The following is a 21,512-nucleotide window of genomic DNA, read 5'->3' as shown; positions in this document are numbered from 1 at the left end:
ACTCATGGTTGAAACACCCCGCGCTCAGTCAACAGATCGCGGGCCAGGTACAACGCCGCCAAGGCACGGCCTTCAGTGAATTGCGAGTTCTGCGCCAGAGCAGACAATTCCCGCAGGTTGACGCGATCCACGCGCATCGGCTCAGGCTCGTCGCCCTCAAGTCGCTCTTCGTAAAGATCGGTCGCCAGAACCACTTGAATCTTCTGGCTCATGTAACCGGGCGACAATGACAGCTCAGTCAGATGCTCAAGTTGACGTGCGCCAAAACCGGCCTCTTCCTTGAGCTCACGCTCGGCCGCTGCCAACACATCCTCGCCCGGCTCGATCAGGCCCTTGGGTAAAGACAGTTCGTACTCCCCGGTGCCGCCGCAATATTCTTCGATCAATAGCGCATGGTTGTCATCGACCATCGCCACGATCATCACTGCGCCATAACCGGTACCCTTGCTGACCAATCGCTCATAGGTGCGTTCGACGCCGTTGGAAAAGCGCAACTGCAACTCTTCGACGCAGAACAATCGACTAGTGGCGACGATCTCGCGGGCGAGTACGGTGGGTTTCTGGCGCATGACAAGCTCCTTGGCGTGAACGCGTTACTATACAGGCTGTTTGAAAGCTACTGCGCGCATCGCTCGCTACACTTTCAAATCAGTGCGTACCCGGCGTTGCCGATCATTTGTGTCGGATGTCTTTCTACTGTTCGAGAAGTTTTCCATGCCCTCATTACCCTGGCGCGACATCGATACCGTTCTGCTGGATATGGACGGCACGCTGCTGGACCTGCACTACGACAACCATTTCTGGATGGAGCACCTGCCCCAGCGCTACGCCGAGTTGCATGGTGTGAGCCGGGCCATGGCCGAACTGGAGTTGCAGCCGTTATTCGAGCACAACGCCGGCCAGTTACAGTGGTATTGCCTGGACTTCTGGAGCGCGGAACTGAGACTGCCCGTGCGCGAACTGAAACTGGAAACCGCCCATCTGATTGCCCTGCGTCCCGACGCCGACACCTTTCTGGCTGCGATCAAACAGGCCGGCAAGCGCGTGGTGCTGATCACCAACGCTCACCGCGATTCGCTGTCATTGAAGCTGGAAAAAATCGAACTGGCGCCGTATTTCGAGCGTTTGATCAGCTCCCACGATTACGGCTTCGCCAAGGAAAACCCGCAGTTCTGGGATGCCTTGCAAGCCGATATCGGCTTCGACCCGGCCCGTAGCCTGTTTATCGACGACACTTTGCCGATCCTGCGCAGCGCGCGAAATTTCGGCGTTGGGCATCTGCTGGCGGTCAGCCAGCCGGACAGCCAAAAAGAGCCCAAAGACACCGCCGAATTTGCGGCGGTCGGGGATTATCGGGAGTTGATCGCAGGTCTTTAGACCGAGTCGACTGCATCGCCAGCAAGCCCGCTCCCACAGATAGCGCGGTCCGTAGGAGCGAGGCTTGCCCGCGATGGCCACGGGCAAGGTTGCGCGATCCGGCCAATGACTCAAGTGCACTACAAGCACGTTAGAATTGCTCCCTTGCCTGCGCCCTGGAGCGAAGATGGACATCAAACAGCTGAAATTCCTCATCGCCCTCGACGAAACCCGTCACTTTGGCCAAGCCGCTGCTCGCTGCCACATCACCCAGCCAACCTTATCCATGCGCCTGCGCAGCCTTGAAGAAGAGCTCGAGCTGCCGCTGGTCAACCGCGGTCAGCGCTTTGAAGGTTTTACCGCTCCGGGCGAGCGTGTGCTGGCCTGGGCCCGCACCGTGCTCGCGGCCTACGACGGCCTGCATGCCGAGGCCGCAGCCTGTCGTGGCAACCTGGTCGGGACTTTGCGTCTGGGCGTGGTACCGCTGTCGAGCTTCGACCCGCTGGCGCTGATGCAACGCTTGCACAAAGAACACCCGAACCTGCGCTTCGAACTCTCGGCGTTGAGCTCCGAAGAAATTCTTGAGCAACTGGCGAGCAATCGCCTCGACCTCGGCGTTTCGTATCTGGAGCGGCTGGACAACGAACGCTTCGACTCGCTGGCCTTTAGCGAAACCCGCATGGGCCTGCTCTACGACCAACGCTTCTTCAGCTTTGGCGAAAAGCCATTGAGCTGGGAGGCGCTGATCGAGTTACCACTGGGCATGCTCACCAGCGGCATGCACTTTCGCCAGTCCATCGACCACAACTTCCACAGCCGTGGCCTCAACCCGCAACCGCTGCTGCAAACCGACGCGGTCCATCAGCTGTTACAAGCGGTACACGGTGGCCTGTGCTGTGCGGTGATGCCCCTGGAAGGCGGTCTTGAAGACTTGATCGACGACCTGCGTCTGCAACCGATTGAAAGCGCTCAGACCCTCGCCTGCCTGGGCCTGATCATGCGCCGCGGCGCGCCGCGTTCAGCCTTGGCCGAGGCCGTTTTTGCGTTGTATCAGAAATCACCGACAGACTCTTGATCGACGCCATCTATCGGCAGATCAGTATTAGCGATTAGACGCGACACTTTGACGCGCCTAGTCTTATCAGTAGTCAATACGACCTGATACTGCCGGTAACTCCTCATGAACGCCAAGCACCCCGACTGCGCGGCGCCTGCCGTCGAAACGCCTGCGCCCGCCGCCAGTCAGAGTTATCACTACTGCAACCTTGCGCAAACCGAATCGGCCAGCACCGCGCTCGCTGAAGAAGTTGCGCTGGCGATTGCCTACAACGGCATCAGTCAGGCAGTGATGCTGGTCACCCCGACCGACCTTGAGGACTTCATCGTCGGCTTCAGCCTGGGCAGCGGCATCATTACCGACGCCTGCGATATCTACGACCTGCAACTCAGCGGATCCGGCCCGGCGCAATACGCGCAAGTGCAAATCTCCAGCCGCGCCTTCTGGAACCTCAAACAGCAACGCCGCCAACTGGCCGGCACCAGCGGTTGCGGGCTCTGTGGCGTAGAGGCGGTTGAACAGGCATTACCCGAGCTAAACGTATTGCCCGGTGCGCCCTTGCCACCGGCCGAGTGGCTCGACGGTTTGCGTCAGCGCATCAGTGCCTTCCAGCCCTTGGGTCAGCACAGTGGCGCGGTGCATGCGGCCGTGTTCATGAACAACCGGGGCGAACTGCTACTGGGTCGCGAAGACATCGGTCGGCACAACGCTCTCGACAAGCTGATCGGCGCGCTGATCCGGCAGAACATCCCCACTGCTGGCGGCCTGGCCATTGTCACCAGCCGTTGCAGCCTGGAATTGATCCAGAAAGTCTTGCGCGCAGGCATCCAGACATTAGTCAGCCTGTCGTCGCCCACCGGCCTGGCCCTGCAATGGGCCCGCCGGCACAACCTCAATCTCATCCACCTGCCGCAGAAAAGTGCGCCGCGGGTCTACAGCCCTTCGATGGAAAATCAAGCGTGAGCACTCATCTTCAAACCGACCAAAAACCAACCCCGCGCTACAAACGCTACAAGCCCTACAAAGGCGCAGCCGGCGGTTGGGGCGCACTGATCAGCGTCGCTCAAGCCTGGTTGACCAGCGACAACGCACTGAAAAACATCCGCATGATGCTCAAGACCAACCAGAACGGCGGCTTTGACTGCCCGGGTTGCGCCTGGGGTGACTCGCCGGAAAGTGGCATGGTCAAGTTCTGCGAAAACGGCGCCAAAGCGGTCAATTGGGAAGCCACCAAGCGCCGGGTCGATGGCGCCTTCTTCGCCAGGCACAGCGTCAGCTCGTTGCTGGAACAAAGTGATTACTGGCTCGAATACCAGGGCCGTCTCACCGAACCGATGAGCTACGACGCTGAAACCGATCGCTACACACCCATCAGCTGGGAAGCGGCGTTCGCGCTGATCGGTAAACACTTGCAGAACCTCAGCAGCCCCGATCAGGCCGAGTTCTACACCTCTGGCCGGGCCAGCAACGAAGCGGCGTACCTCTACCAACTGTTCGTGCGCGCCTTCGGCACCAACAACTTCCCCGACTGCTCGAACATGTGCCACGAAGCCAGCGGTGTGGCCATGGCGCAAAGCGTCGGTGTGGGCAAAGGCACGGTGACCTTCGACGACTTCGAACACGCCGATGCGATTTTCGTCCTGGGGCAAAACCCTGGCACCAACCACCCGCGGATGCTCGAACCCCTGCGCGAAGCGGTGAAGCGCGGCGCTCAAGTAGTGTGCGTCAACCCGCTCAAAGAGCGTGGGCTGGAACGCTTCCAACACCCGCAACATCCTATCGAGATGCTCACCAATGGGGACCGTCCGACCAACACCGCCTATTTCCGACCCGCACTGGGCGGTGACATGGCATTGCTGCGAGGCATGGCCAAGTTCCTGCTGCAATGGGAGCGCGAAGCGCAGCTGACGTATGAACCGGCGGTGTTTGACCACGACTTCCTCAACGAACACACCGATGGTGTGCTCGACTACCTGGCCGCCATCGACGACACCTCATGGACGCAGATTGTCGAGCAGTCCGGGCTGCCCCTGAGCGATATCGAACAAGCCGCACGCATGTATGCCAAGGCCAAGAACGTGATCATGTGCTGGGCGATGGGCATCACCCAACATCGCCATTCGGTACCGACCATCCAGGAAATCACCAACCTGATGCTGTTGCGCGGCAACCTCGGCCGGCCGGGTGCCGGACTGTGTCCAGTGCGTGGCCACAGTAACGTGCAGGGCGACCGCACCATGGGCATCAACGAGCGCCCACCAGCGTTCTTTCTCGATGCACTGGAACGGCGCTTCCAGTTCAAAGTGCCACGCGAAAACGGTCACAACGTGGTGGAAGCGATTCACGCGATGCTCGACGGTCGCTCGAAAGTCTTTATCGGTCTGGGTGGTAACTTCGCCCAAGCTACCCCGGACAGCACACGATCCTTCCAGGCGCTGAGCAACTGCGACCTCACCGTGCAGATCAGCACCAAGCTCAACCGCAGCCATCTGGCCCACGGTAAAGAAGCGTTGATCCTGCCCTGCCTGGGCCGTACCGACATCGACCTGCAAACCGAAGGCCCGCAAGCAGTGACCGTGGAAGACTCGTTCAGCATGGTCCACGCCTCCAACGGCCAGTTGCAGCCGCTGTCGAAACAGATGCGTTCAGAGCCGTCGATCATTGCCGGCATCGCCGCCGCGACATTGGGTGCACATCCGGTGGACTGGAACTGGCTGGTCGCCGACTATCGCCGCATCCGCGACCTGATTGCCGACACCATTCCTGCCTTCAAGGATTTCAACCAGCGTATTGAGAACCCAGGCGGCTTCCACCTGGGCAACACTGCCGGAGCACGTCAGTGGAACACCCCGTCGGGGCGGGCCAACTTCTGCGCGAACATCCTGCCGGTCGATCTGGTGCATGAGCGCACCCGCGCCACTGGCGTGCTGCCGGACCTGATCATGCAATCGATGCGTTCCCACGATCAGTACAACACCACCATTTATGGCCTGGACGACCGTTATCGCGGTGTCAAAGGTCAGCGGGATGTGCTGTTCATCAATGAAGCCGACATCATTCGCCTGGGCTTCAAACCCGGTCAGAAAGCCGACATCGTGTCGATCTGGGACGATGGCCGCGAACGTCGGGTCAAGGGCTTCACCTTGCTGGCGTTCGATATCCCCGCCGGTCAAGCGGCCGCCTATTATCCGGAAGTGAATCCCCTGGTGCCCCTGGAAAGCACCGGCGACGGCAGCCATACGCCAACATCGAAGTTCGTCGCGATTCGGTTGCAAGCGGCGAGTGATAACGGGTTGATCATGGCAAAGTCGGCGTAAGGCAAGATCAAAAGACCGCGTCGCCGCTGATCACGAAACCTTTCAAAAGCCCACAAAAAAGGCCGCTTTTGCATAAAAACGGCCTTTCCGAATTAGCTAAAGACCGGCGAAAAACACTTAAGTTCCGTCTAAAAAACAGTAACTTATAGAATTGTGCACAAGTCGTGTTACTCGTCGGATTTCGATTGTAAGCATCTCAACACAGCCTCACGATCGCGCCGTCATCCCTTAGAGGCTCTCCCATGAAGTACTCCTCGATTCTCTTGTTGTCCCTTGGCCTGGTCAGTGGCATTGCTTTTGCTGGAGGCACCACCGAGGCAGGCGTGGGCGGCGCATTGGGCGGGGTTCTAGGCTCGGTCGTCGGTCAGTCGTTAGGCGGTAACACCGGTTCTACCATTGGTGCAGCCCTGGGCGGCGCGGGTGGTAGTGCGGTCGGAGCCGACAGACGCAGCCGTGGCCAGGCGGCCATTGGCGGCGCACTCGGTGCTGCGGGCGGCAACGTGGTTGGCCGCAGCCTGGGCGGCACCAGTGGCAGCCTGATCGGCTCAGCAGCCGGCGGCGGCGTGGGCGGTGCGCTGGGTAACCATATGGGCAATGAAAGCTATCGTGAGGATCACGACTACCGCGGTCGTGGTGATCGCCGCTACTACCGTGATGACGATGACGATGACCACCGCGGCCGTGGCCATGCCTACGGGCATTACAAGCATCACCGCCACTGGCGCGACCGGGATTGACATGCGATCTGTAGCCGCTGCCCAAGGCAGCGGCTACAGAAGCCTTCACTGTAGCCGACGACCTCACACCAGCAACCGCTCCAACGCCCCGCGTAACCCGGCAGGAATCGCCACCGGCTGATTCGACGCCCGATCCACAAACACATGCACGAACCGCCCTGCCGCGCAGGCGTCTTCTTCCCCCGCCTTGAATACCGCCAACTCGTACTGCACCGAACTGTTACCCAACTTGCCCACCCGCAATCCGATTTCGATACGCTCGGGGAAAGCAATCGAAGCGAAATAATCGCACGCCGAACTCACCACAAAACCCACCACCTCACCGTCATGAATATCCAGCCCACCCACCTCGATCAGGTAGGTGTTCACCGCGGTGTCAAAAAAGCTGTAGTAGGTGACATTGTTCACATGGCCGTAAACGTCGTTGTCGTGCCACCGGGTGATGATCGGCTGGAAGTGACGGTAGTCAGTGCGTTGCGGCATGCGGTTGGTCATAAGGTGGTCTCGGGGCGAAGTGTGATCAAGCAAATGATCCGCAGAGTCTACCGACCCGTAAACCCTTTACCCACCGCCGCCAACTCCCCAATCAACCGTGCCGACACCACGTAGCAGCTGGCGAAGCCTGCGTCCGACCGCGAAGCGGGCGCAATCTGGGCGACTCAATCTTCCCGTTGAACCGCAGTCTTGGCCTATACGACCGCTACGCGGCCTGGCGGCAGCTGCTACGGAATCTACGTCATTTCGGCAAATGAGTTTCAGCCCACGCCCTCACCTCTGCATACGGGTAATCCTCCAACGCCGCAAACCCCGGAATCGCCCGAGCCTTGAGTTTGGTGAACAGTGGCACGCTGATCCCGCACAAAAACCGCGTCAGTCGTTCCGCACCCGGCAGACTCCCGTTGTACTGCTCATGCCTGTGGATAAAATCGCCGCACAGTGCCTGGAAATTTTTATCCACAAGCGCCGGCAACTCGGGAGGCTCTGGCAGACGTGCAACCTGACCGTGGCACACCGAACAATGCCCGCACCGCTGCGGTGCGTTTTCATCGCCGAAGTACTGCGCCAGTCGATAACCCAGGCAGCGCTCGGTCGCGAACAAATCGAGCATCGCGTGGATCCGCGCGATCTCGGTGCGCTCATGCTGTGTGAAGTACGCATGCAATTCGGCGCTCAGCGCCTGCGCATCGAAATCTGTCATCAGCAGGCTGTAGACCTCCGTCATTTGCTTGCTTTCGAGCTCCACCCAGCCCTTTTCCTGGAAATAATCCAGCGCCTTCACCACCCGATTTCGTTCGGCTTGATGCTGTAAATACAACGCGTCGAAATTCACCGTGGCCCAGGTCCTGGCGCGGCTCGACGTCTGGATAATCGCCGCCACAAAGTCCCGCCGCTCGCCCTCGAAACGCGCCAACAAGGCTTCGGGCTCGACCAGAAACTTGAAGCGGTACTCCGCAAAGTAGGCATAACGCGGCGCGATCAAACCACGCAGCTCCAGCTGCACCAGCAAGGTCTTGAGCGGCAACTGACGAATGTTGCTCTGATCCGCCAGCGGTCCCAGCAGAAACTCCCACTGACCATCGGGGCTGGCTGCTTGTAGTTCATCCAGCACACAACGAATGCCTTCCAGCTCCGGCGTGTCACCGTAAACGAAATTCTCCAGCACATTGAGGCTGTCGCGGTTGGCCAGCACCAGGCAGTCGGAGGACTGCCCGTCACGCCCGGCGCGACCGATTTCCTGGCTGTAGTTTTCAATGGATTTCGGCAAGTCGAAATGCGCCACGTTGCGGATGTCGCTCTTGTCGATGCCCATCCCGAAAGCGATGGTGGCGACTATGCAATTGGACTGCCCGCCCATGAACCGGCGCTGAATCGCTTCGCGTTGCTCGTGGGGTAAACCTGCGTGATAAGCCTCGGCCTGAATGCCGTGCTGAGCCAGGTGCTGAGCGATCTGTTCGGCCGTTTTCTGCAACGTGACGTAAACGATGCTCGGCTGCCCGGCGCGCTGACCCATCCACTCGACCAGACGCCGACGCTTGTCCTGGCCACGCACCGGCTCCACCAGCAGGTTGAGGTTGGGTCGGTAGAAACCGGTGGTCACCACATCCGCCGGGGCGATGGCGAATTTCGCCTGCATGTCGGCGATCACCTTTGGCGTTGCGGTGGCGGTCAGCAGCAAAGCTTGAGGAATGTTGAACTGGCGCTGATAGGCCGGCAGCTTCAAATAGTCCGGACGGAAGTTATGACCCCACTCCGAAATACAGTGCGCCTCGTCCACTACCAACAACGAGATTGGCACCTGCTGCAAAAAGTTGCGAAAACGTTCGTTCTTCAGGCGCTCCACGGAGATCATCAAAATCTTCAACTCGCCGGAGCGGGCCCGCGCCATCACCTCGTTGGCATCATCGCGGCTCTGCGCCGAATCGATACTCGCCGCCGCAATGCCGTGACGCGCCAGGAACGCCAACTGGTCCTGCATCAACGCCAGTAACGGCGAGACCACCAGCGTCAGATTCGGCAGCAGCAAGGCCGACAATTGATAACACAACGACTTGCCGGACCCAGTAGGAAAAATCGCCGCCGCCGACCGCCCGGCCAACACCGCGCTGACCGCCACCTCCTGGCCGGGCCGAAACTGTGGATAACCAAAGACCTGTTCAAGGGTGTTGTGCATAAACTGTCACTCCATTGACCGCGCAGATGCCTGAAGCCTAGCGCGGCAAATCGGCGGGTCGAGAAAAGGTCGGGCGCAAAAAGGATACGGCATGATACAGGGAGAACGGCGCAAGGCCCGTGATGCAATTCCATGGCTGATGGCGTTCAAATGTGAATCGAAGATCACGAAATCCCCTACACAGTCTGGCGCACGCGTTACTGCGGCTCTATTCGACACGCCTGACAAGCGCGTGGGAAATTCGACCTCCAGGGGAATCGCTGAAAAAAACCCGGGTAGTGCGAGGTGGCACGGCAGCGGATGACAAGGTGAAAACGTAGCCAATAAAGGATTCTTTCATGCCTGCCCATCAAGTCGCCGCATACAACCGGCAACTCGCTGCCGACATTCAAGCGTCCATCGACGACCCTGGACCCAGCATTGAAGACGAGGAAGCCAAGCGTTTTATGGCTAAGAAACGAGACGCCCTACGTCGACGGACAGACCGGTAGCCAGGCCTTACCAATCTTCGTCCCCTTCCTACAACCTCGTGCTCCTTGTCGCCTTTCGCCAGCCTGCAACCCACATCTATAGTTGTTTGCGTTGCTGCAAAATCAGCGGCCGGGTTTGGTCACCCGAAAAATTACAGAGAACATTCGCATCCCCTTGTATGCTGCCGGCACTAACATGTCGGCACGCTTTATGGCGGCTGTGTTTGGGACGCTTTCGAGCGTGCCGGGTGTTCTCGCCGGTTGACCAACCTGAACACAGTCCGCCACCCATCGTTTGGTCACGGTTGGTGTGGTTCATTTGATCCATACAGAGAACTAACCATGAACACATTAGATCCGTTTGCAGATCGCTATCGCCCCACCAAAACCAACTTCACCGACACCCCGGTTCTGATCATCGACACAGAGGCCGACCCGCAAGACATCCTCGAAGCCGCCCTTCAGCGCATCCGAGCCTCCAGCGACCTGCTCGAAACCCTGCACTGCCAATGCTTCAAGCACGGCGACGTTAAAGACATTCCCCATATCACCCACGCCCTGTACCTGCTGACTCAAGACGGCCGCGACCTGCTCCAAGTCGCCCAGCAACGCATGCTGAACTGGAAAGCACCTACCTGACACACCCCACTCGCAGGCACGCCACGTTCCTGTAGGAGCCTGGCTTGCCAGCGATGAACGCGCCGCGTGTTTTCAAACATAAGTGAAAGAAACAGCAGCCCCGGGACCACCGCCATGAGCCAATTAACCTTCAAACAAAAACAAGCGCATTACGAAAAAGTCCGCCGCTCAAACTACTTGGCCAGCCTACGCCTCGCCGGATTCGACACGTCACCGGTAGACCTCGACAAACCACTTCCTACACGAGAAGAAGTGCTCGCAAAGTACCGACAAGACGAACCACCAATATCTGCGTCCGCCCTTCCCCCCAAGCCCGACGGCCAATAAAATCCGCCTAAGCCCAACCAGACGCCCCGCAATGCACCTCGCCCCCAACTTCCCCGACGACCACGTCATGCACCTGCTCATGCAGCTGCTGCACGAAGAACTCGGACTGCCCGAACGCAAAACCATCAGCCTCAGCACCTCGATCAATTTTGACCTCGGCTGTGACGGCGCCGATGCGCGGCACCTGATGGAAACCCTGGAAGAACAGTTCGCCATCGACTTCATCGACTACGACGCCTATCGCTACTTCCAGCCCGAAGGCTTTGACGTGTTCCTCAAGCGGCGGGCCAAGGGACGTGGTGACAAACACCCACTGACCATTGGCATGCTCTACCAGGCGATCAAGGTGCAGCAGTGGAATACACAGGAGTTGGAAGGCATCTAGTCGACACCACAAGTGCCATTATTCTGGCCGTTTAGCGCCTTTTCAGCTGGAATATTGGTAGTTCTGCCTCCGCTGGTCTGAATCGCACCCGCAAAAAAGCCGCCCCTAAGGGCGGCTTTCTCTTACCTCAAACCACTACCGAATAATTACAACTTCGGCCCAGCAGCCTTGATCGCATCGCTCACGTCAAACTTCTTGAAGTTCTCGATGAACAGACCCGCCAGTGCTTTGGCAGCTTCGTCGTAGGCAGCTTTGTCAGCCCAGGTGTTGCGTGGGTTCAACAGGCCGGTTTCAACGCCCGGTACGGCCAGCGGCACGTCGAGGTTGATGGTGTCCAGGTGTTCGGTTTCTGCACCGATCAACGCGCCGCTCTGGATGGCTGCGATGACGCCACGGGTGGTCGGGATGTTGAAGCGTTTGCCGACGCCGTAGCCACCGCCGGTCCAACCGGTGTTGACCAGGTAGACCTTGGAGCCGAAGCCGCGGATGCGTTTGATCAGCAGTTCAGCGTATTCGCCAGCCGGACGCGGGAAGAACGGGGCGCCGAAGCAGGTGGAGAAGGTCGATTTGATGCCGCTGCCGGAACCCATTTCGGTCGAGCCCACCAAAGCGGTGTAGCCGGACAGGAAGTGGTAGGCCGCTTGTTCTTCGCTGAGGATCGAGACTGGCGGCAGTACGCCGGTCAGGTCGCAAGTCAGGAAGATCACAGCGTTTGGCTCGCCGCCGAGGTTTTTCGGGGCGCGTTTTTCGATCAGTTCGCGCGGGTAAGCGGCGCGGCTGTTCTGGGTCAGGCTGTCATCGGCGTAGTCGGCTTTCTTGGTGACCGGGTCGAGTACGACGTTTTCCAGTACGGCACCGTGCTGGATGGCTTTCCAGATGACCGGCTCGTTCTTCTCGGAGAGGTCGATGCACTTGGCATAGCAACCGCCTTCGATGTTGAACACCACGCCAACGCCCCAGCCGTGTTCGTCGTCGCCGATCAGGTAGCGGCTTTCGTCAGCGGACAGGGTGGTTTTACCGGTGCCGGACAGGCCGAAGAACAGCGTTACGTCGCCCTCTTCGCCCATGTTGGCCGCGCAGTGCATCGGCAGAACGTCGGCTGCCGGCAGCAGGAAGTTTTGTACCGAGAACAGGGCTTTTTTCATTTCGCCGGCGTAACGCATGCCCGCGATCAGAACTTTTTTGGCCGCAAAGTTGATGATTACGGTGCCATCGGAGTTGGTGCCGTCACGCTCAGGTTCGCAAACGAACGCTGGGGCGTTGAGGATCTGCCACTCGACTTTTTCAGCTGGGTTGTACTGTTCAGGGTTGATGAACAGGCAACGGCCGAACAGGTTGTGCCAGGCAGTCTCGGTGGTCATTTTGACCGCGAGGTAATGCGCAGGGTCAGAACCTACGTGGACGTGGGAAACAAAACGCTCGCGCTCGCCCAGGTAGGCTTCAACGCGGTTCCACAGGGCATCGAACTTGTCGGCCGGGAACTTGCGGTTGATCGGGCCCCAGGCGATGGCGCCTTGGGTGGAAGGCTCTTCCACGATGAAACGGTCGACTGGCGAACGGCCGGTGCGGTGACCGGTGCGTACAACCAGAGCGCCGGTATCGGACAGCTCGCCTTCACCGCGGTTCAGGGCTTCTTTAACCAGATCATCAACACTCAGATCGGTGTACACGGCGTTATTGGCTTGCGTCATGAGGTTCCCCGTCGGCCAGTGGCCGAGTGCTCCAAACGTTTTGTAGTAGAAAGTTGTGCACTACTACCGCGAAAAAAGTGGGCCGGATTATGCCAGAAATGCCCAAAAAAAGTAGGGCCCTCCTGTCAGGGCGGCGTAAATCTGGCGTTTGACAGGTAATTTACCTGCGCTGAACCGTTTTAGTGGCGAGTATCTGACGGTGTGTTGACACCCGCTCCAGCGAATAATTGAGCAACATCGGCAGCATCGAACAGGTAGCGCTCGTTGCAGAACTGACAGTCGATCTCGACGCTGCCACCGCTTTCGATAACCAGTTGCTGCGCGTCTTCCTGACCCAGACTCACCAGCGCGTTACCCGATCGATCGCGCGAGCAGCTGCAGCTGAAGCGCAATGTCTGCACGTCGAACATACGTACCGCTTCATCATGGTAGAGGCGATGCAGTACGGTTTCATTGTCCAGGCCAAGCAGTTCGTCAGCGGTCAGGGTGCTGGCCAGGGTAGTGATGTGCTGCCAGCTGGAGGCGCGTTCCTCGTCATCCTTGATGCGATCGGCCGGCAGCTGCTGCAGCAGCAGACCACGGGCGCGACGGCCGTCGGCGTTGAGCCAGAAGCGTGTGCCGACTTGCTGGGACATGACGAAATAATTGGTGAAGCATTCCGACAGGGTCTCGCCGTCGAGGTCGACGATGCCCTGGTAACGCTGACCCTGACGCGGGTCGACGGTGAGCGCCAGCACGCCGTTGGGCATCAGGTCGGCCAGGGTCGCATCAGGAGCGATCTTGTCTGCGTCATAACGCGCCAGGCCACGGATCTCGCGCTCGCTGGAACACTCGATCATCAGCAAGGGTACCGGGCCTTCGGAACGGGCCTGGAGGATCAGCAAGCCATCGAACTTCAAGGTGCCGACCAGTAACGCCGCCGCGGCCATCAGCTCGCCAAGCAGTTGCGCGACTGGCTCGGGATAAGGGTGTTTGGCAAGGACTTCGGCGTAGCTACGCTCCAACGCAACCATCTCGCCGCGGGCGTCGCTTTCATCGAAGATGAAGCGTTGGGTGTAGTCGTTATCCGGTAGATCGGTCATAGGTTTGGGTATCTAAAGTGAAAACAAAAATGGTTACAAGGATCGAAACTTGCGCTTTTGCGCCATTTTGGTGCACGAATGTTCGGCCATGGAAAGCATTTTATGAACAATCCGGGATTGTTCCAAGCAAGGTAGAACATCGGCAGGTTGGTTCCGTGTAATTTACTACCTCTGGCGCTGCGGTGTTTTTGGTTCCGGGCTTCGAGCTTTCCGGGCAAGCTTACTCCCCACTACTCCCGCCATGAAACTTGAACAGATCACGCCGCTGTTTTTTGGTCGGTTTGCCATCGGTGCTGACGCCCAGGGCGCCGGCCTTGCGCATTGCGGCGGCGTTCTCGCGTTTGGCGATGCTGGCTTCGGTTTCGGCGTACAACGTCTGGGCTTGCGGTGCGCCACGGCGCACGATCGATAGCGCCAGGACCGTAACGGTGCGCTCCTCGAAACCGGTGCGGATCTGAAACTCATCGCCGACTCTCGGCTCTTTGCCCGGTTTGCAACGTTCGCCCCGGCAGTGCACTTTGCCGCTTTCAATCGCCGCTTTGGCCAGCGCGCGGGTTTTGTAAAAGCGCGCAGCCCACAACCACTTATCCAGACGGACTTTGTCGTCCTCTTCGGTCTTTTGTGCCATGGGATTTCCTCATCCTGAAATATTTCTGAACTGTACTACCGTTTCTGTTGTGCCATGAATTACACCGGCTCAGTTTAGAATGCGCGCCTCTCCAGCGCCTCGTTCGAGGACTGGAAATCCGGGCCGTAGATATCTGTCGCCTTTTACCCATTATTCTGCGTGAATACCGCGAATTCGGCCGCTTGCGGCGCGAGCAGGTTTCTCACCGGTTGAGCACATTTGAAGACTTTTGACCATTTGACCGTTATCGGTCTACGCGAGTGGGTGGCGCTTCCAGATTTGGGAGTGGCAGGCCTGCGGGCGAAGATCGACACCGGAGCCAGCACCTCCAGCCTGCATGCCACCGAGATCGAGCCATTCGAGCGCGACGGGGAAAAGTGGGTGCGCTTCAACGCCCACCTGGGCACCGTGGTGCAGCTGCGCCATCGTCATTGCGAAGCACCGCTGGTAGCGATAAAAACCATTAAAAGCTCCAACGGCCAGGCGCAGGTGCGTTACGTGATCAGCACGACCCTGGCACTGGGCGATCGGGTCTGGCGGGTGGAATTCACCCTGGCCTGCCGCAAAGCCATGCGTTATCGCTTGTTACTCGGTTCCAAAGCCCTGATCGATGGCCAGTTAGTGGTCAATCCGGGGATTAAATACGTTCAAGACAAGCCGGCATTTCCGGCGTCCACTACCTCTGCCACAGGTGTTGCATGAAGATCGCTGTGCTGTCGCGTAACCCGCGTCTGTATTCCACTCGTCGTCTGGTCGAGGCCGGCACCGAGCGTGGCCATGAAATGGTGGTGATCGATACCCTGCGCGCCTATATGAACATTGCCAGTCATAAGCCGCAGATTCACTATCGCGGCAAGCCGCTGGAAGGCTTCGATGCGGTGATCCCGCGGATCGGCGCTTCGGTAACCTTTTATGGCTGCGCGGTATTGCGCCAGTTTGAAATGATGGGTGTATTCCCGCTCAACGAATCGGTGGCCATTGCCCGCTCGCGGGACAAGCTGCGCTCGCTGCAATTGCTCTCGCGTCGCGGTATCGGCTTGCCGGTCACCGGCTTTGCCCACTCGCCGGACGATATCCCCGACCTGATCGAGATGGTCAATGGCGCGCCGTTGGTGATCAAGGTGCTGGAAGGCACTCAGGGAATCGGCGTGGTGATGTGTGAAACGGCCACGGCAGCGGAGTCGGTGATTGAGGCGTTCATGGGCCTCAAGCAGAACATCATGGTACAGGAGTACATCAAGGAGGCCGGCGGTGCGGATATCCGCTGTTTCGTGGTGGGCGACAAGGTGATCGCCGCGATGAAGCGTCAGGCCAAGCCCGGCGAGTTCCGCTCCAACCTGCACCGTGGCGGCAGCGCCAGCCTGATCAAGATCACTCCCGAGGAACGCATGACCGCGCTGCGCGCAGCCAAGGTCATGGGCCTGAGTGTCGCGGGTGTGGATATCCTGCGCTCCAACCACGGGCCGTTGGTGATGGAGGTTAATTCCTCACCGGGGCTGGAAGGGATTGAAACCACCACGAGCAAGGACGTGGCAGGGATCATCATTCAGCATCTGGAGAAGAATGGCGGGCCGAACATGACGCGGACTAAAGGAAAAGGCTAAGGCTGAAGGTAGATCGTTTGATCGTTCCCACGCTCTGCGTGGGATGCGTTCCTTTGCTGCGCGTGGGAACGATCTACTGTCAGGCCCTTACACCGCATCCCTGGGCAACATCAGCCCCAACGGCAAGCGCACTCGCGCTTCCAGCCCGCCGTCCGTACGGTTGCGCAGTTCCACATTGCCGCCGTGCATGGAGGCGATCCGCTTGACGATCGCCAGACCAAGCCCGGTGCCTTTGCCGCCACGGGCGCGGTCACCACGGGTGAAGGGGTTGAAGATAGCCTCCAGCTCTGACTGATCGATCCCTGCCCCACGGTCCATTACGCTCAACACCACATAAGGTGCGTTGGTGTCGCCTGATACATAGGCGGCCACTTCAACCTCAGTGCCAGCGTGATTCAAAGCGTTGCCGATCAGGTTGTTCAGCAGACGCTTCATCGAAACCCGGCGCAACGGGAACGGCTGGATGTGCTCCAGGCGCAGGCGAACCCGCTCATCGTTCTGGTTATAAGGCGCCGCGACTTCACGCACCAGATCACTGAGGTCGACTTCTTCGACCGTCTCATCACGACCGTCGCGAATGAACGCCAGGAACTGATCGAGAATCGCGTCCATGTCTTCAATGTCGCGCACCATGTCGTCACTCAGGTCGCTGTGGTCGCCCATCAGTTCCAGGGATAGCCGCAGACGGGTCAACGGCGTGCGCAGGTCATGAGACACGCCGGCGAGCATCAATTCACGCTCACGTCCGGCCTGTTCGACATCCTCGGCCATCTGGTTGAAGGCGCGATACACCTCGGCCATTTCGCTCGGGGTATCGCTGATTGGCAGACGCACGCTACGCCCCTGACCTAATTGGCGGGCGGCATACACAAGACGCTTGAGGGGTTGGTTGAGCTGACTGACGAAAATCCAGGCCGAGGCTGTGGATAACAAACCGATTGCCAGGAACCAGCCAAGCACGCTCCAGATTTTCTGACCACGCAACGGGTGTGGGTACAGCGGCACTTTCAGCCAGCCATCACCCAGGCTCGGCGCACGCACCCAAAGGGCCGGCGGGGCGTGCATGCGCAAGCGCACTTCGGTGTCTGAGCCCAGTTCGGCCTGCATCTGTCGTTGGTAGATCTCGCTGTACGGCCAGTGCTGCTCGCCTTCAGGTACGCCGCTACCGACCACTTTGATCAACCCGGCCGCCTTGGCAATGGTGTCGCGATTGGATTCGTCTGCAGCCCAATAGGCCCGCAAGGTCAGGGCCACACCGTGGCTGTACTGGCGGTCCACCAGCACGTCCTCGTTCATCAATAGATAAACCAGGGTCAGCGCCTTGGAGAACAGCACGACGATCAGCACCAGCCAGAGGGTGCGAGAGAAGAAACTTTGGGGGAACCACACGGGGGTTTTCATAGACAGCAGACACACTTTGCAGGAGCGAGCGCACTCGCAGAATTGCGGATTGCGAGCCGCCCGGCTCGCAATCATATGACAACGCGCCCGAGAAACCCGCTCCTACAAATCACTGATCACTTGGTTGCGGTACCGTCCGGTACGAACACATAACCCACGCCCCAGACTGTCTGGATATAACGCGGTTTGGACGGGTCGGGCTCAATCATCCGGCGCAGGCGGGAGATTTGCACGTCGATGGAACGCTCCAGGGCATCCCATTCACGGCCACGGGCCAGGTTCATCAGTTTGTCGCGGGTCAGCGGCTGACGAGCGTTCATCACCAGCGCCTTGAGCACAGCGAATTCACCGGTGGTGAGCATGTGCACTTCCTCGCCTCGCTTGAGTTCGCGGGTGGCCAGGGACAGTTCGTAGTCGCCGAAGGTCACGCTTTCGTCTTCGCTGCCCGGTGCGCCAGGCACCGGTGCCGACTGACGACGCAGGACCGCTTTGACGCGGGCCATCAACTCGTCCGGGTTGAACGGTTTGGCCAGGTAATCATCGGCGCCCAGTTCGAGGCCGTTGATGCGGCTCAGCTCGTCGCCCTTGGCGGTGAGCATGATGATCGGTATTTGATTCTTCGCCGTGCGCAGGCGCTTGAGGGCGCTCAGGCCGTCTTCACCAGGCATCATCAGGTCGAGCACCACCAGGTTGAAGACCTCACGACCCAGCAGGCGATCCATTTGTTCGGTGTTCGGCACCGCGCGGGCGCGATAGCCCTTGCTGACGAAAAAACGCTCCAGCAGGCTGCTCAGTCCCGGGTCGTCGTCAACGATGAGAATTTTTTCGCCTTCAGCAGTTTGTGCAGTGCTGCTCATTGGATGCTCCTTTGATCTCGGCGCGCATTATGGCGTAGCCGCCGTTATACGCACCGTGTGCATTGTTAGCAGATTTTTCCTCGACCGCCAGCAAACCAGCCATTGTGCCTACATTGCGCGATGCCCCCGAAGGACAGAACGCTGGTTATAATGCGCCGCCTTTTGTGTAGGGCAACGTCTGATCGTTACTGTGAATGGCTGCTATTTATTTTCCATCGCCGCGCAGTAATTTTTCGATTCCACGGGTCAACAGGCTGCCTTTTGATCCAGGTAGCGGCGCCGGCCAGGCCGCTCAACCAGACTCGCCAAGCCTTCTAAACAGCGCCTGCGAGCCTGCTTTCACAATTTGTCAGGTGGTTTTATGGACAGCATCAACAGCCGCATCGCCGAGGAACTCGGTGTACGCCCGCAACAGGTCGAAGCGGCCGTCGCTCTACTGGATGAAGGCTCCACAGTGCCCTTCATCGCCCGTTACCGGAAAGAAGTGACCGGCAGCCTCGATGACACGCAATTGCGACACCTGGAAGAGCGCCTGCGCTACCTGCGAGAACTCGACGAACGGCGCATCAGCATCCTTGCCAGTATCGAAGAGCAAGGTAAGCTGACCCCGGAATTGGCCCGCGACATCAAACTCGCCGACACCAAGACCCGCCTCGAAGATTTGTACCTGCCGTACAAACAAAAGCGCCGCACCAAGGGCCAGATCGCCCTGGAAGCCGGCCTCGGCGAGCTGGCTGACGGTCTGTTCAACGACCCGACCCTGAGCCCGGACACCGAAGCCGCGCGCTTCGTTGATGCCCAAAAGGGCGTTGCCGATGTAAAGGCGGCCCTCGAAGGCGCCAAGTACATCCTCATGGAGCGCTTCGCCGAAGACGCCAGCCTGCTGGACAAGCTGCGCAGCTACCTCAAGCAGGAAGCCACCCTCAGTGCCCGTGTGATCGCCGGCAAGGAAGAGGAAGGCGCCAAGTTCCGCGACTATTTCGAACACGACGAACCACTGAAAAGCATGCCGTCGCACCGCGCGCTGGCGATTTTCCGTGGCCGCAACGAAGGTATTCTCAGCTCTGCACTGAAAGTCGGCGAAGAGCTGCCGGGCAGCATGCATCCGTGCGAAGGGATGATTGGCGAACGCTTTGGCATTCAGAATCAGAACCGTGCGGCGGACAAATGGCTGGGTGAAGTGGTGCGCTGGACCTGGAAGGTCAAGCTCTATACCCACCTGGAAACCGACTTGCTGGGCGAACTGCGCGATGGCGCGGAAACCGAAGCGATCAACGTATTTGCACACAACCTGCACGACTTGCTGCTGGCCGCACCGGCCGGCCCGCGCGCGACCCTGGGCCTTGACCCGGGCCTGCGCACCGGCTGCAAAGTTGCGGTAGTCGATGCCACCGGCAAGCTGCTGGACTACGCCACCGTTTACCCGCACGTACCCAAAAACCAGTGGGACCAGACCATCGCCGTGCTGGCCGCCTTGTGCGCCAAGCACTCGGTGGACCTGATTGCCATCGGTAACGGCACCGCCAGCCGCGAAACCGACAAGTTGGCCGCTGAGCTGATCAAAAAATACCCAGCCATGAAAATGACCAAGGTCATGGTCTCCGAGGCCGGCGCTTCGGTGTATTCGGCGTCGGAACTGGCATCGAAGGAGTTCCCGGACCTGGACGTGTCGATCCGTGGCGCAGTGTCGATTGCCCGTCGCCTGCAGGATCCATTGGCCGAGCTGGTGAAAATCGATCCTAAATCCATCGGTGTCGGCCAGTACCAGCACGACGTATCGCAGCTCAAACTGGCTCGCGGCCTGGATGCAGTCGTCGAGGACTGCGTGAACGCCGTCGGCGTCGACGTGAACACTGCCTCGGTGGCGCTGCTGGCACGGATTTCCGGCCTCAATGCGACGCTGGCGCAGAATATCGTGACTCACCGTGACGAAAACGGTGCGTTCAAGACCCGCGCCGCGCTGAAGAAAGTCGCGCGTCTGGGTGAGAAAACCTTCGAACAGGCCGCCGGTTTCCTGCGGGTAATGAATGGCGACAACCCGCTGGATTCGTCTGCCGTTCACCCGGAAGCCTATCCGCTGGTACAGCGCATCGCGGCTGAAACCGACCGCGATATTCGCTCGCTGATCGGCGATTCGAGCTTCCTCAAGCGCCTGGATCCAAAGAAGTACACCGACGAAACCTTCGGTCTGCCGACAGTGACCGACATTCTTCAAGAGCTTGAAAAGCCTGGTCGCGACCCGCGCCCCGGGTTCAAGACTGCCGAGTTCCAGGACGGCGTCGAAGACCTCAAGGACCTGGAACTGGGGATGATTCTCGAGGGAGTGGTCACCAACGTGACCAACTTCGGTGCTTTCGTCGATATCGGCGTACATCAGGACGGTTTGGTGCACATTTCCGCCTTGTCGGAGAAATTCATCAAGGATCCGCGCGAAGCGGTGAAGGCCGGTGATGTGGTCAAGGTGAAGGTCATGGAAGTCGACATCCCGCGTAAACGCGTCGGCCTGTCGATGCGCATGAGCGACACTCCGGGCGAGAAGATCGACGGTGCTCGTGGCGCCCGCCCTGGCTCGGCTCCACGCCAGTCGCAAAACACTGCACCGCGTAAAGAAACCCAGGCGCCAGCTCCGGGCAACAACGCCATGGCTTCGCTCTTCGCCAACGCCAAGCAGTTGAAGAAACGCTGATGGAAATCCCCGCCGGCCTCACTCAGAGCGCCTTCAGCGAGTTGATCGGCTGCCGCTTGCAGCGTCTGGACGTCGGCATAGCCGAAGTTGCCCTGACGCTGACGCCGCCGCTGCGTAATCGCGGTGGCAAGCTGCACGGCGGGGCGTTGTTCAGTCTGGTGGATATCGCCATGGGGCTGGCCTGTTCCAGCGCCCATGGTTTCGACCAGCAGAGCGTGACCATCGAGTGCAAGATCAACTACATGCGTGCCGTCTCTGACGGTGACGTGGTGTGCGTAGCCAAGGTGATCCACCCTGGCCGGCGCACGCTGGTGGTCGAAGCGGATGTGATGCAAGGCGATAAACTCGTCGCAAAAGCACAAGGCACGTTCGCTGTCCTATAGCTCCCTGCCATCAATTTGAGTTAATTTCGGCGCTGCGAATCCTGTAGGAGCGAGCTTGCTCGCGATAGGGGTTAACGATGACGAGGGCAGCCTGGATGAACACGGCGTCCTCACGTCCTTCGCGAGCAAGCTCGCTCCTACAAAACCAGGCGACTACGCCAGTTTTCACTTCACCCTTGTAGACCGTCTTGCCCACCCCCATATTGGGGCGACTGACGCGT

The 21,512-nt window shown here is 59.3% G+C and carries 19 protein-coding genes and 1 pseudogene; 12 read left to right on the top strand and 8 right to left on the bottom strand.

Features of this window, described 5'->3' with window-relative positions; genetic code table 11:
* Positions 1–2: 2 nt before the first annotated feature.
* The gene (gene nudE, locus AC07VR_RS08395) at positions 3–569 is read right to left on the bottom strand and encodes an ADP compounds hydrolase NudE (RefSeq protein WP_494994408.1); all 567 of its coding nucleotides are present in this window, start codon (positions 567–569) and stop codon (positions 3–5) included.
* 145 nt (positions 570–714) lie between these two features.
* Here nudE and yrfG point away from each other — a divergent pair, with 145 nt between their 5' ends.
* The 5 genes from yrfG (at position 715) to AC07VR_RS08370 (ending at position 6,467) form a co-directional block, all read left to right on the top strand.
* Entirely contained in the window at positions 715–1,377 is a 663-nt protein-coding gene (gene yrfG, locus AC07VR_RS08390) for a GMP/IMP nucleotidase (RefSeq protein ID WP_494994409.1), read from the top strand.
* Between the two features lie 166 nt (positions 1,378–1,543).
* Positions 1,544–2,431, top strand: a complete 888-nt coding sequence (locus AC07VR_RS08385; RefSeq protein WP_494994410.1) for a LysR family transcriptional regulator — start codon at positions 1,544–1,546, stop codon at positions 2,429–2,431.
* 105 nt (positions 2,432–2,536) lie between these two features.
* Positions 2,537–3,376: a formate dehydrogenase accessory sulfurtransferase FdhD gene (fdhD, locus tag AC07VR_RS08380; RefSeq protein WP_495010992.1), complete on the top strand. Its 840-nt coding sequence runs from the start codon at positions 2,537–2,539 to the stop codon at positions 3,374–3,376.
* Entirely contained in the window at positions 3,373–5,730 is a 2,358-nt protein-coding gene (locus tag AC07VR_RS08375; protein ID WP_495010991.1) for an FdhF/YdeP family oxidoreductase, read from the top strand. The genes fdhD and AC07VR_RS08375 overlap by 4 nt, the downstream gene beginning before the upstream one ends.
* Positions 5,731–5,972: 242 nt before the next feature.
* Positions 5,973–6,467 carry a glycine zipper domain-containing protein gene (locus AC07VR_RS08370; protein WP_494994413.1) on the top strand — a complete coding sequence of 165 codons (495 nt, stop codon included), beginning with the start codon at positions 5,973–5,975 and terminating at the stop codon, positions 6,465–6,467.
* Positions 6,468–6,530: 63 nt separating this feature from the next.
* On the opposite strand, the gene AC07VR_RS08365 is transcribed toward AC07VR_RS08370, so the two are convergent.
* Positions 6,531–6,962: an acyl-CoA thioesterase gene (locus tag AC07VR_RS08365; protein WP_494994414.1), complete on the bottom strand. Its 432-nt coding sequence runs from the start codon at positions 6,960–6,962 to the stop codon at positions 6,531–6,533.
* 241 nt (positions 6,963–7,203) lie between these two features.
* Positions 7,204–9,138, bottom strand: coding sequence for a RecQ family ATP-dependent DNA helicase (locus tag AC07VR_RS08360; protein ID WP_495010990.1), 1,935 nt, complete (start codon positions 9,136–9,138; stop codon positions 7,204–7,206).
* Between the two features lie 812 nt (positions 9,139–9,950).
* Here AC07VR_RS08360 and AC07VR_RS08355 point away from each other — a divergent pair.
* From AC07VR_RS08355 to AC07VR_RS08345, 3 genes and pseudogenes are all read left to right on the top strand, one after another.
* A complete protein-coding gene (locus AC07VR_RS08355) occupies positions 9,951–10,247 on the top strand; it encodes a hypothetical protein (RefSeq protein ID WP_495010989.1) in 297 nt (98 codons plus the stop codon).
* Between the two features lie 114 nt (positions 10,248–10,361).
* Positions 10,362–10,517, top strand: a pseudogene (locus tag AC07VR_RS08350) (YhfG family protein); the annotation flags it as partial.
* An 88-nt stretch (positions 10,518–10,605) separates the two neighbouring features.
* Positions 10,606–10,959, top strand: coding sequence for a DUF1493 family protein (locus tag AC07VR_RS08345; RefSeq protein ID WP_495010988.1), 354 nt, complete (start codon positions 10,606–10,608; stop codon positions 10,957–10,959).
* A gap of 146 nt (positions 10,960–11,105) precedes the next feature.
* Here AC07VR_RS08345 and AC07VR_RS08340 read toward each other — a convergent pair whose 3' ends face one another.
* The 3 genes from AC07VR_RS08340 to AC07VR_RS08330 form a co-directional block, all read right to left on the bottom strand.
* Complete coding sequence (locus AC07VR_RS08340) at positions 11,106–12,650, bottom strand: phosphoenolpyruvate carboxykinase (RefSeq protein WP_495010987.1); 1,545 nt, start codon at positions 12,648–12,650, stop codon at positions 11,106–11,108.
* A 179-nt stretch (positions 12,651–12,829) separates the two neighbouring features.
* On the bottom strand, positions 12,830–13,732 hold the full coding sequence (gene hslO, locus AC07VR_RS08335) for an Hsp33 family molecular chaperone HslO (protein ID WP_495010986.1): 903 nt from the start codon (positions 13,730–13,732) through the stop codon (positions 12,830–12,832).
* Between the two features lie 220 nt (positions 13,733–13,952).
* Complete coding sequence (locus AC07VR_RS08330; protein WP_495010985.1) at positions 13,953–14,360, bottom strand: RNA-binding S4 domain-containing protein; 408 nt, start codon at positions 14,358–14,360, stop codon at positions 13,953–13,955.
* A gap of 219 nt (positions 14,361–14,579) precedes the next feature.
* On the opposite strand from AC07VR_RS08330, the gene rimB reads away from it, so the two are divergent.
* Together rimB and rimK are read left to right on the top strand one after the other, a co-directional pair.
* Positions 14,580–15,062, top strand: a complete 483-nt coding sequence (gene rimB, locus AC07VR_RS08325) for a retropepsin-like aspartic endopeptidase RimB (protein ID WP_494994420.1) — start codon at positions 14,580–14,582, stop codon at positions 15,060–15,062.
* A complete protein-coding gene (gene rimK / locus AC07VR_RS08320) occupies positions 15,059–15,964 on the top strand; it encodes a 30S ribosomal protein S6--L-glutamate ligase (protein WP_494994421.1) in 906 nt (301 codons plus the stop codon). Before rimB ends, rimK begins: the two co-directional genes overlap by 4 nt.
* Positions 15,965–16,051: 87 nt before the next feature.
* On the opposite strand, the gene AC07VR_RS08315 is transcribed toward rimK, so the two are convergent.
* Both AC07VR_RS08315 and ompR read right to left on the bottom strand, forming a co-directional pair.
* Positions 16,052–17,365, bottom strand: a complete 1,314-nt coding sequence (locus AC07VR_RS08315) for an ATP-binding protein (RefSeq protein ID WP_495010984.1) — start codon at positions 17,363–17,365, stop codon at positions 16,052–16,054.
* A gap of 116 nt (positions 17,366–17,481) precedes the next feature.
* On the bottom strand, positions 17,482–18,222 hold the full coding sequence (gene ompR / locus AC07VR_RS08310) for an osmolarity response regulator transcription factor OmpR (protein WP_494994423.1): 741 nt from the start codon (positions 18,220–18,222) through the stop codon (positions 17,482–17,484).
* Between the two features lie 361 nt (positions 18,223–18,583).
* Between ompR and AC07VR_RS08305 the strand changes: the two genes are divergently transcribed.
* Complete coding sequence (locus AC07VR_RS08305) at positions 18,584–20,908, top strand: Tex family protein (protein WP_495010983.1); 2,325 nt, start codon at positions 18,584–18,586, stop codon at positions 20,906–20,908.
* Complete coding sequence (locus AC07VR_RS08300) at positions 20,908–21,291, top strand: PaaI family thioesterase (protein WP_494994425.1); 384 nt, start codon at positions 20,908–20,910, stop codon at positions 21,289–21,291. Before AC07VR_RS08305 ends, AC07VR_RS08300 begins: the two co-directional genes overlap by 1 nt.
* Positions 21,292–21,512: the final 221 nt, after the last annotated feature.

The organism is Pseudomonas sp. GW821-FHT02H09 (genome assembly GCF_059421425.1).
This window is presented reverse-complemented; position numbering and strand designations above follow the sequence as displayed.

Excerpts from the sequence above, each read along its gene's own strand:
- nudE (WP_494994408.1), bottom strand. The coding sequence starts at position 569 with ATGCGCCAGAAACCCACCGTACTCGCCCGCGAGATCGTCGCCACTAGT.
- yrfG (WP_494994409.1), top strand. The coding sequence starts at position 715 with ATGCCCTCATTACCCTGGCGCGACATCGATACCGTTCTGCTGGATATG.
- AC07VR_RS08385 (WP_494994410.1), top strand. The coding sequence starts at position 1,544 with ATGGACATCAAACAGCTGAAATTCCTCATCGCCCTCGACGAAACCCGT.
- fdhD (WP_495010992.1), top strand. The coding sequence starts at position 2,537 with ATGAACGCCAAGCACCCCGACTGCGCGGCGCCTGCCGTCGAAACGCCT.
- AC07VR_RS08370 (WP_494994413.1), top strand. The coding sequence starts at position 5,973 with ATGAAGTACTCCTCGATTCTCTTGTTGTCCCTTGGCCTGGTCAGTGGC.
- AC07VR_RS08365 (WP_494994414.1), bottom strand. The coding sequence starts at position 6,962 with ATGACCAACCGCATGCCGCAACGCACTGACTACCGTCACTTCCAGCCG.
- AC07VR_RS08360 (WP_495010990.1), bottom strand. The coding sequence starts at position 9,138 with ATGCACAACACCCTTGAACAGGTCTTTGGTTATCCACAGTTTCGGCCC.
- AC07VR_RS08355 (WP_495010989.1), top strand. The coding sequence starts at position 9,951 with ATGAACACATTAGATCCGTTTGCAGATCGCTATCGCCCCACCAAAACC.
- AC07VR_RS08345 (WP_495010988.1), top strand. The coding sequence starts at position 10,606 with ATGCACCTCGCCCCCAACTTCCCCGACGACCACGTCATGCACCTGCTC.
- AC07VR_RS08340 (WP_495010987.1), bottom strand. The coding sequence starts at position 12,650 with ATGACGCAAGCCAATAACGCCGTGTACACCGATCTGAGTGTTGATGAT.
- hslO (WP_495010986.1), bottom strand. The coding sequence starts at position 13,732 with ATGACCGATCTACCGGATAACGACTACACCCAACGCTTCATCTTCGAT.
- AC07VR_RS08330 (WP_495010985.1), bottom strand. The coding sequence starts at position 14,360 with ATGGCACAAAAGACCGAAGAGGACGACAAAGTCCGTCTGGATAAGTGG.
- rimK (WP_494994421.1), top strand. The coding sequence starts at position 15,059 with ATGAAGATCGCTGTGCTGTCGCGTAACCCGCGTCTGTATTCCACTCGT.
- AC07VR_RS08315 (WP_495010984.1), bottom strand. The coding sequence starts at position 17,365 with ATGAAAACCCCCGTGTGGTTCCCCCAAAGTTTCTTCTCTCGCACCCTC.
- ompR (WP_494994423.1), bottom strand. The coding sequence starts at position 18,222 with ATGAGCAGCACTGCACAAACTGCTGAAGGCGAAAAAATTCTCATCGTT.
- AC07VR_RS08305 (WP_495010983.1), top strand. The coding sequence starts at position 18,584 with ATGGACAGCATCAACAGCCGCATCGCCGAGGAACTCGGTGTACGCCCG.
- AC07VR_RS08300 (WP_494994425.1), top strand. The coding sequence starts at position 20,908 with ATGGAAATCCCCGCCGGCCTCACTCAGAGCGCCTTCAGCGAGTTGATC.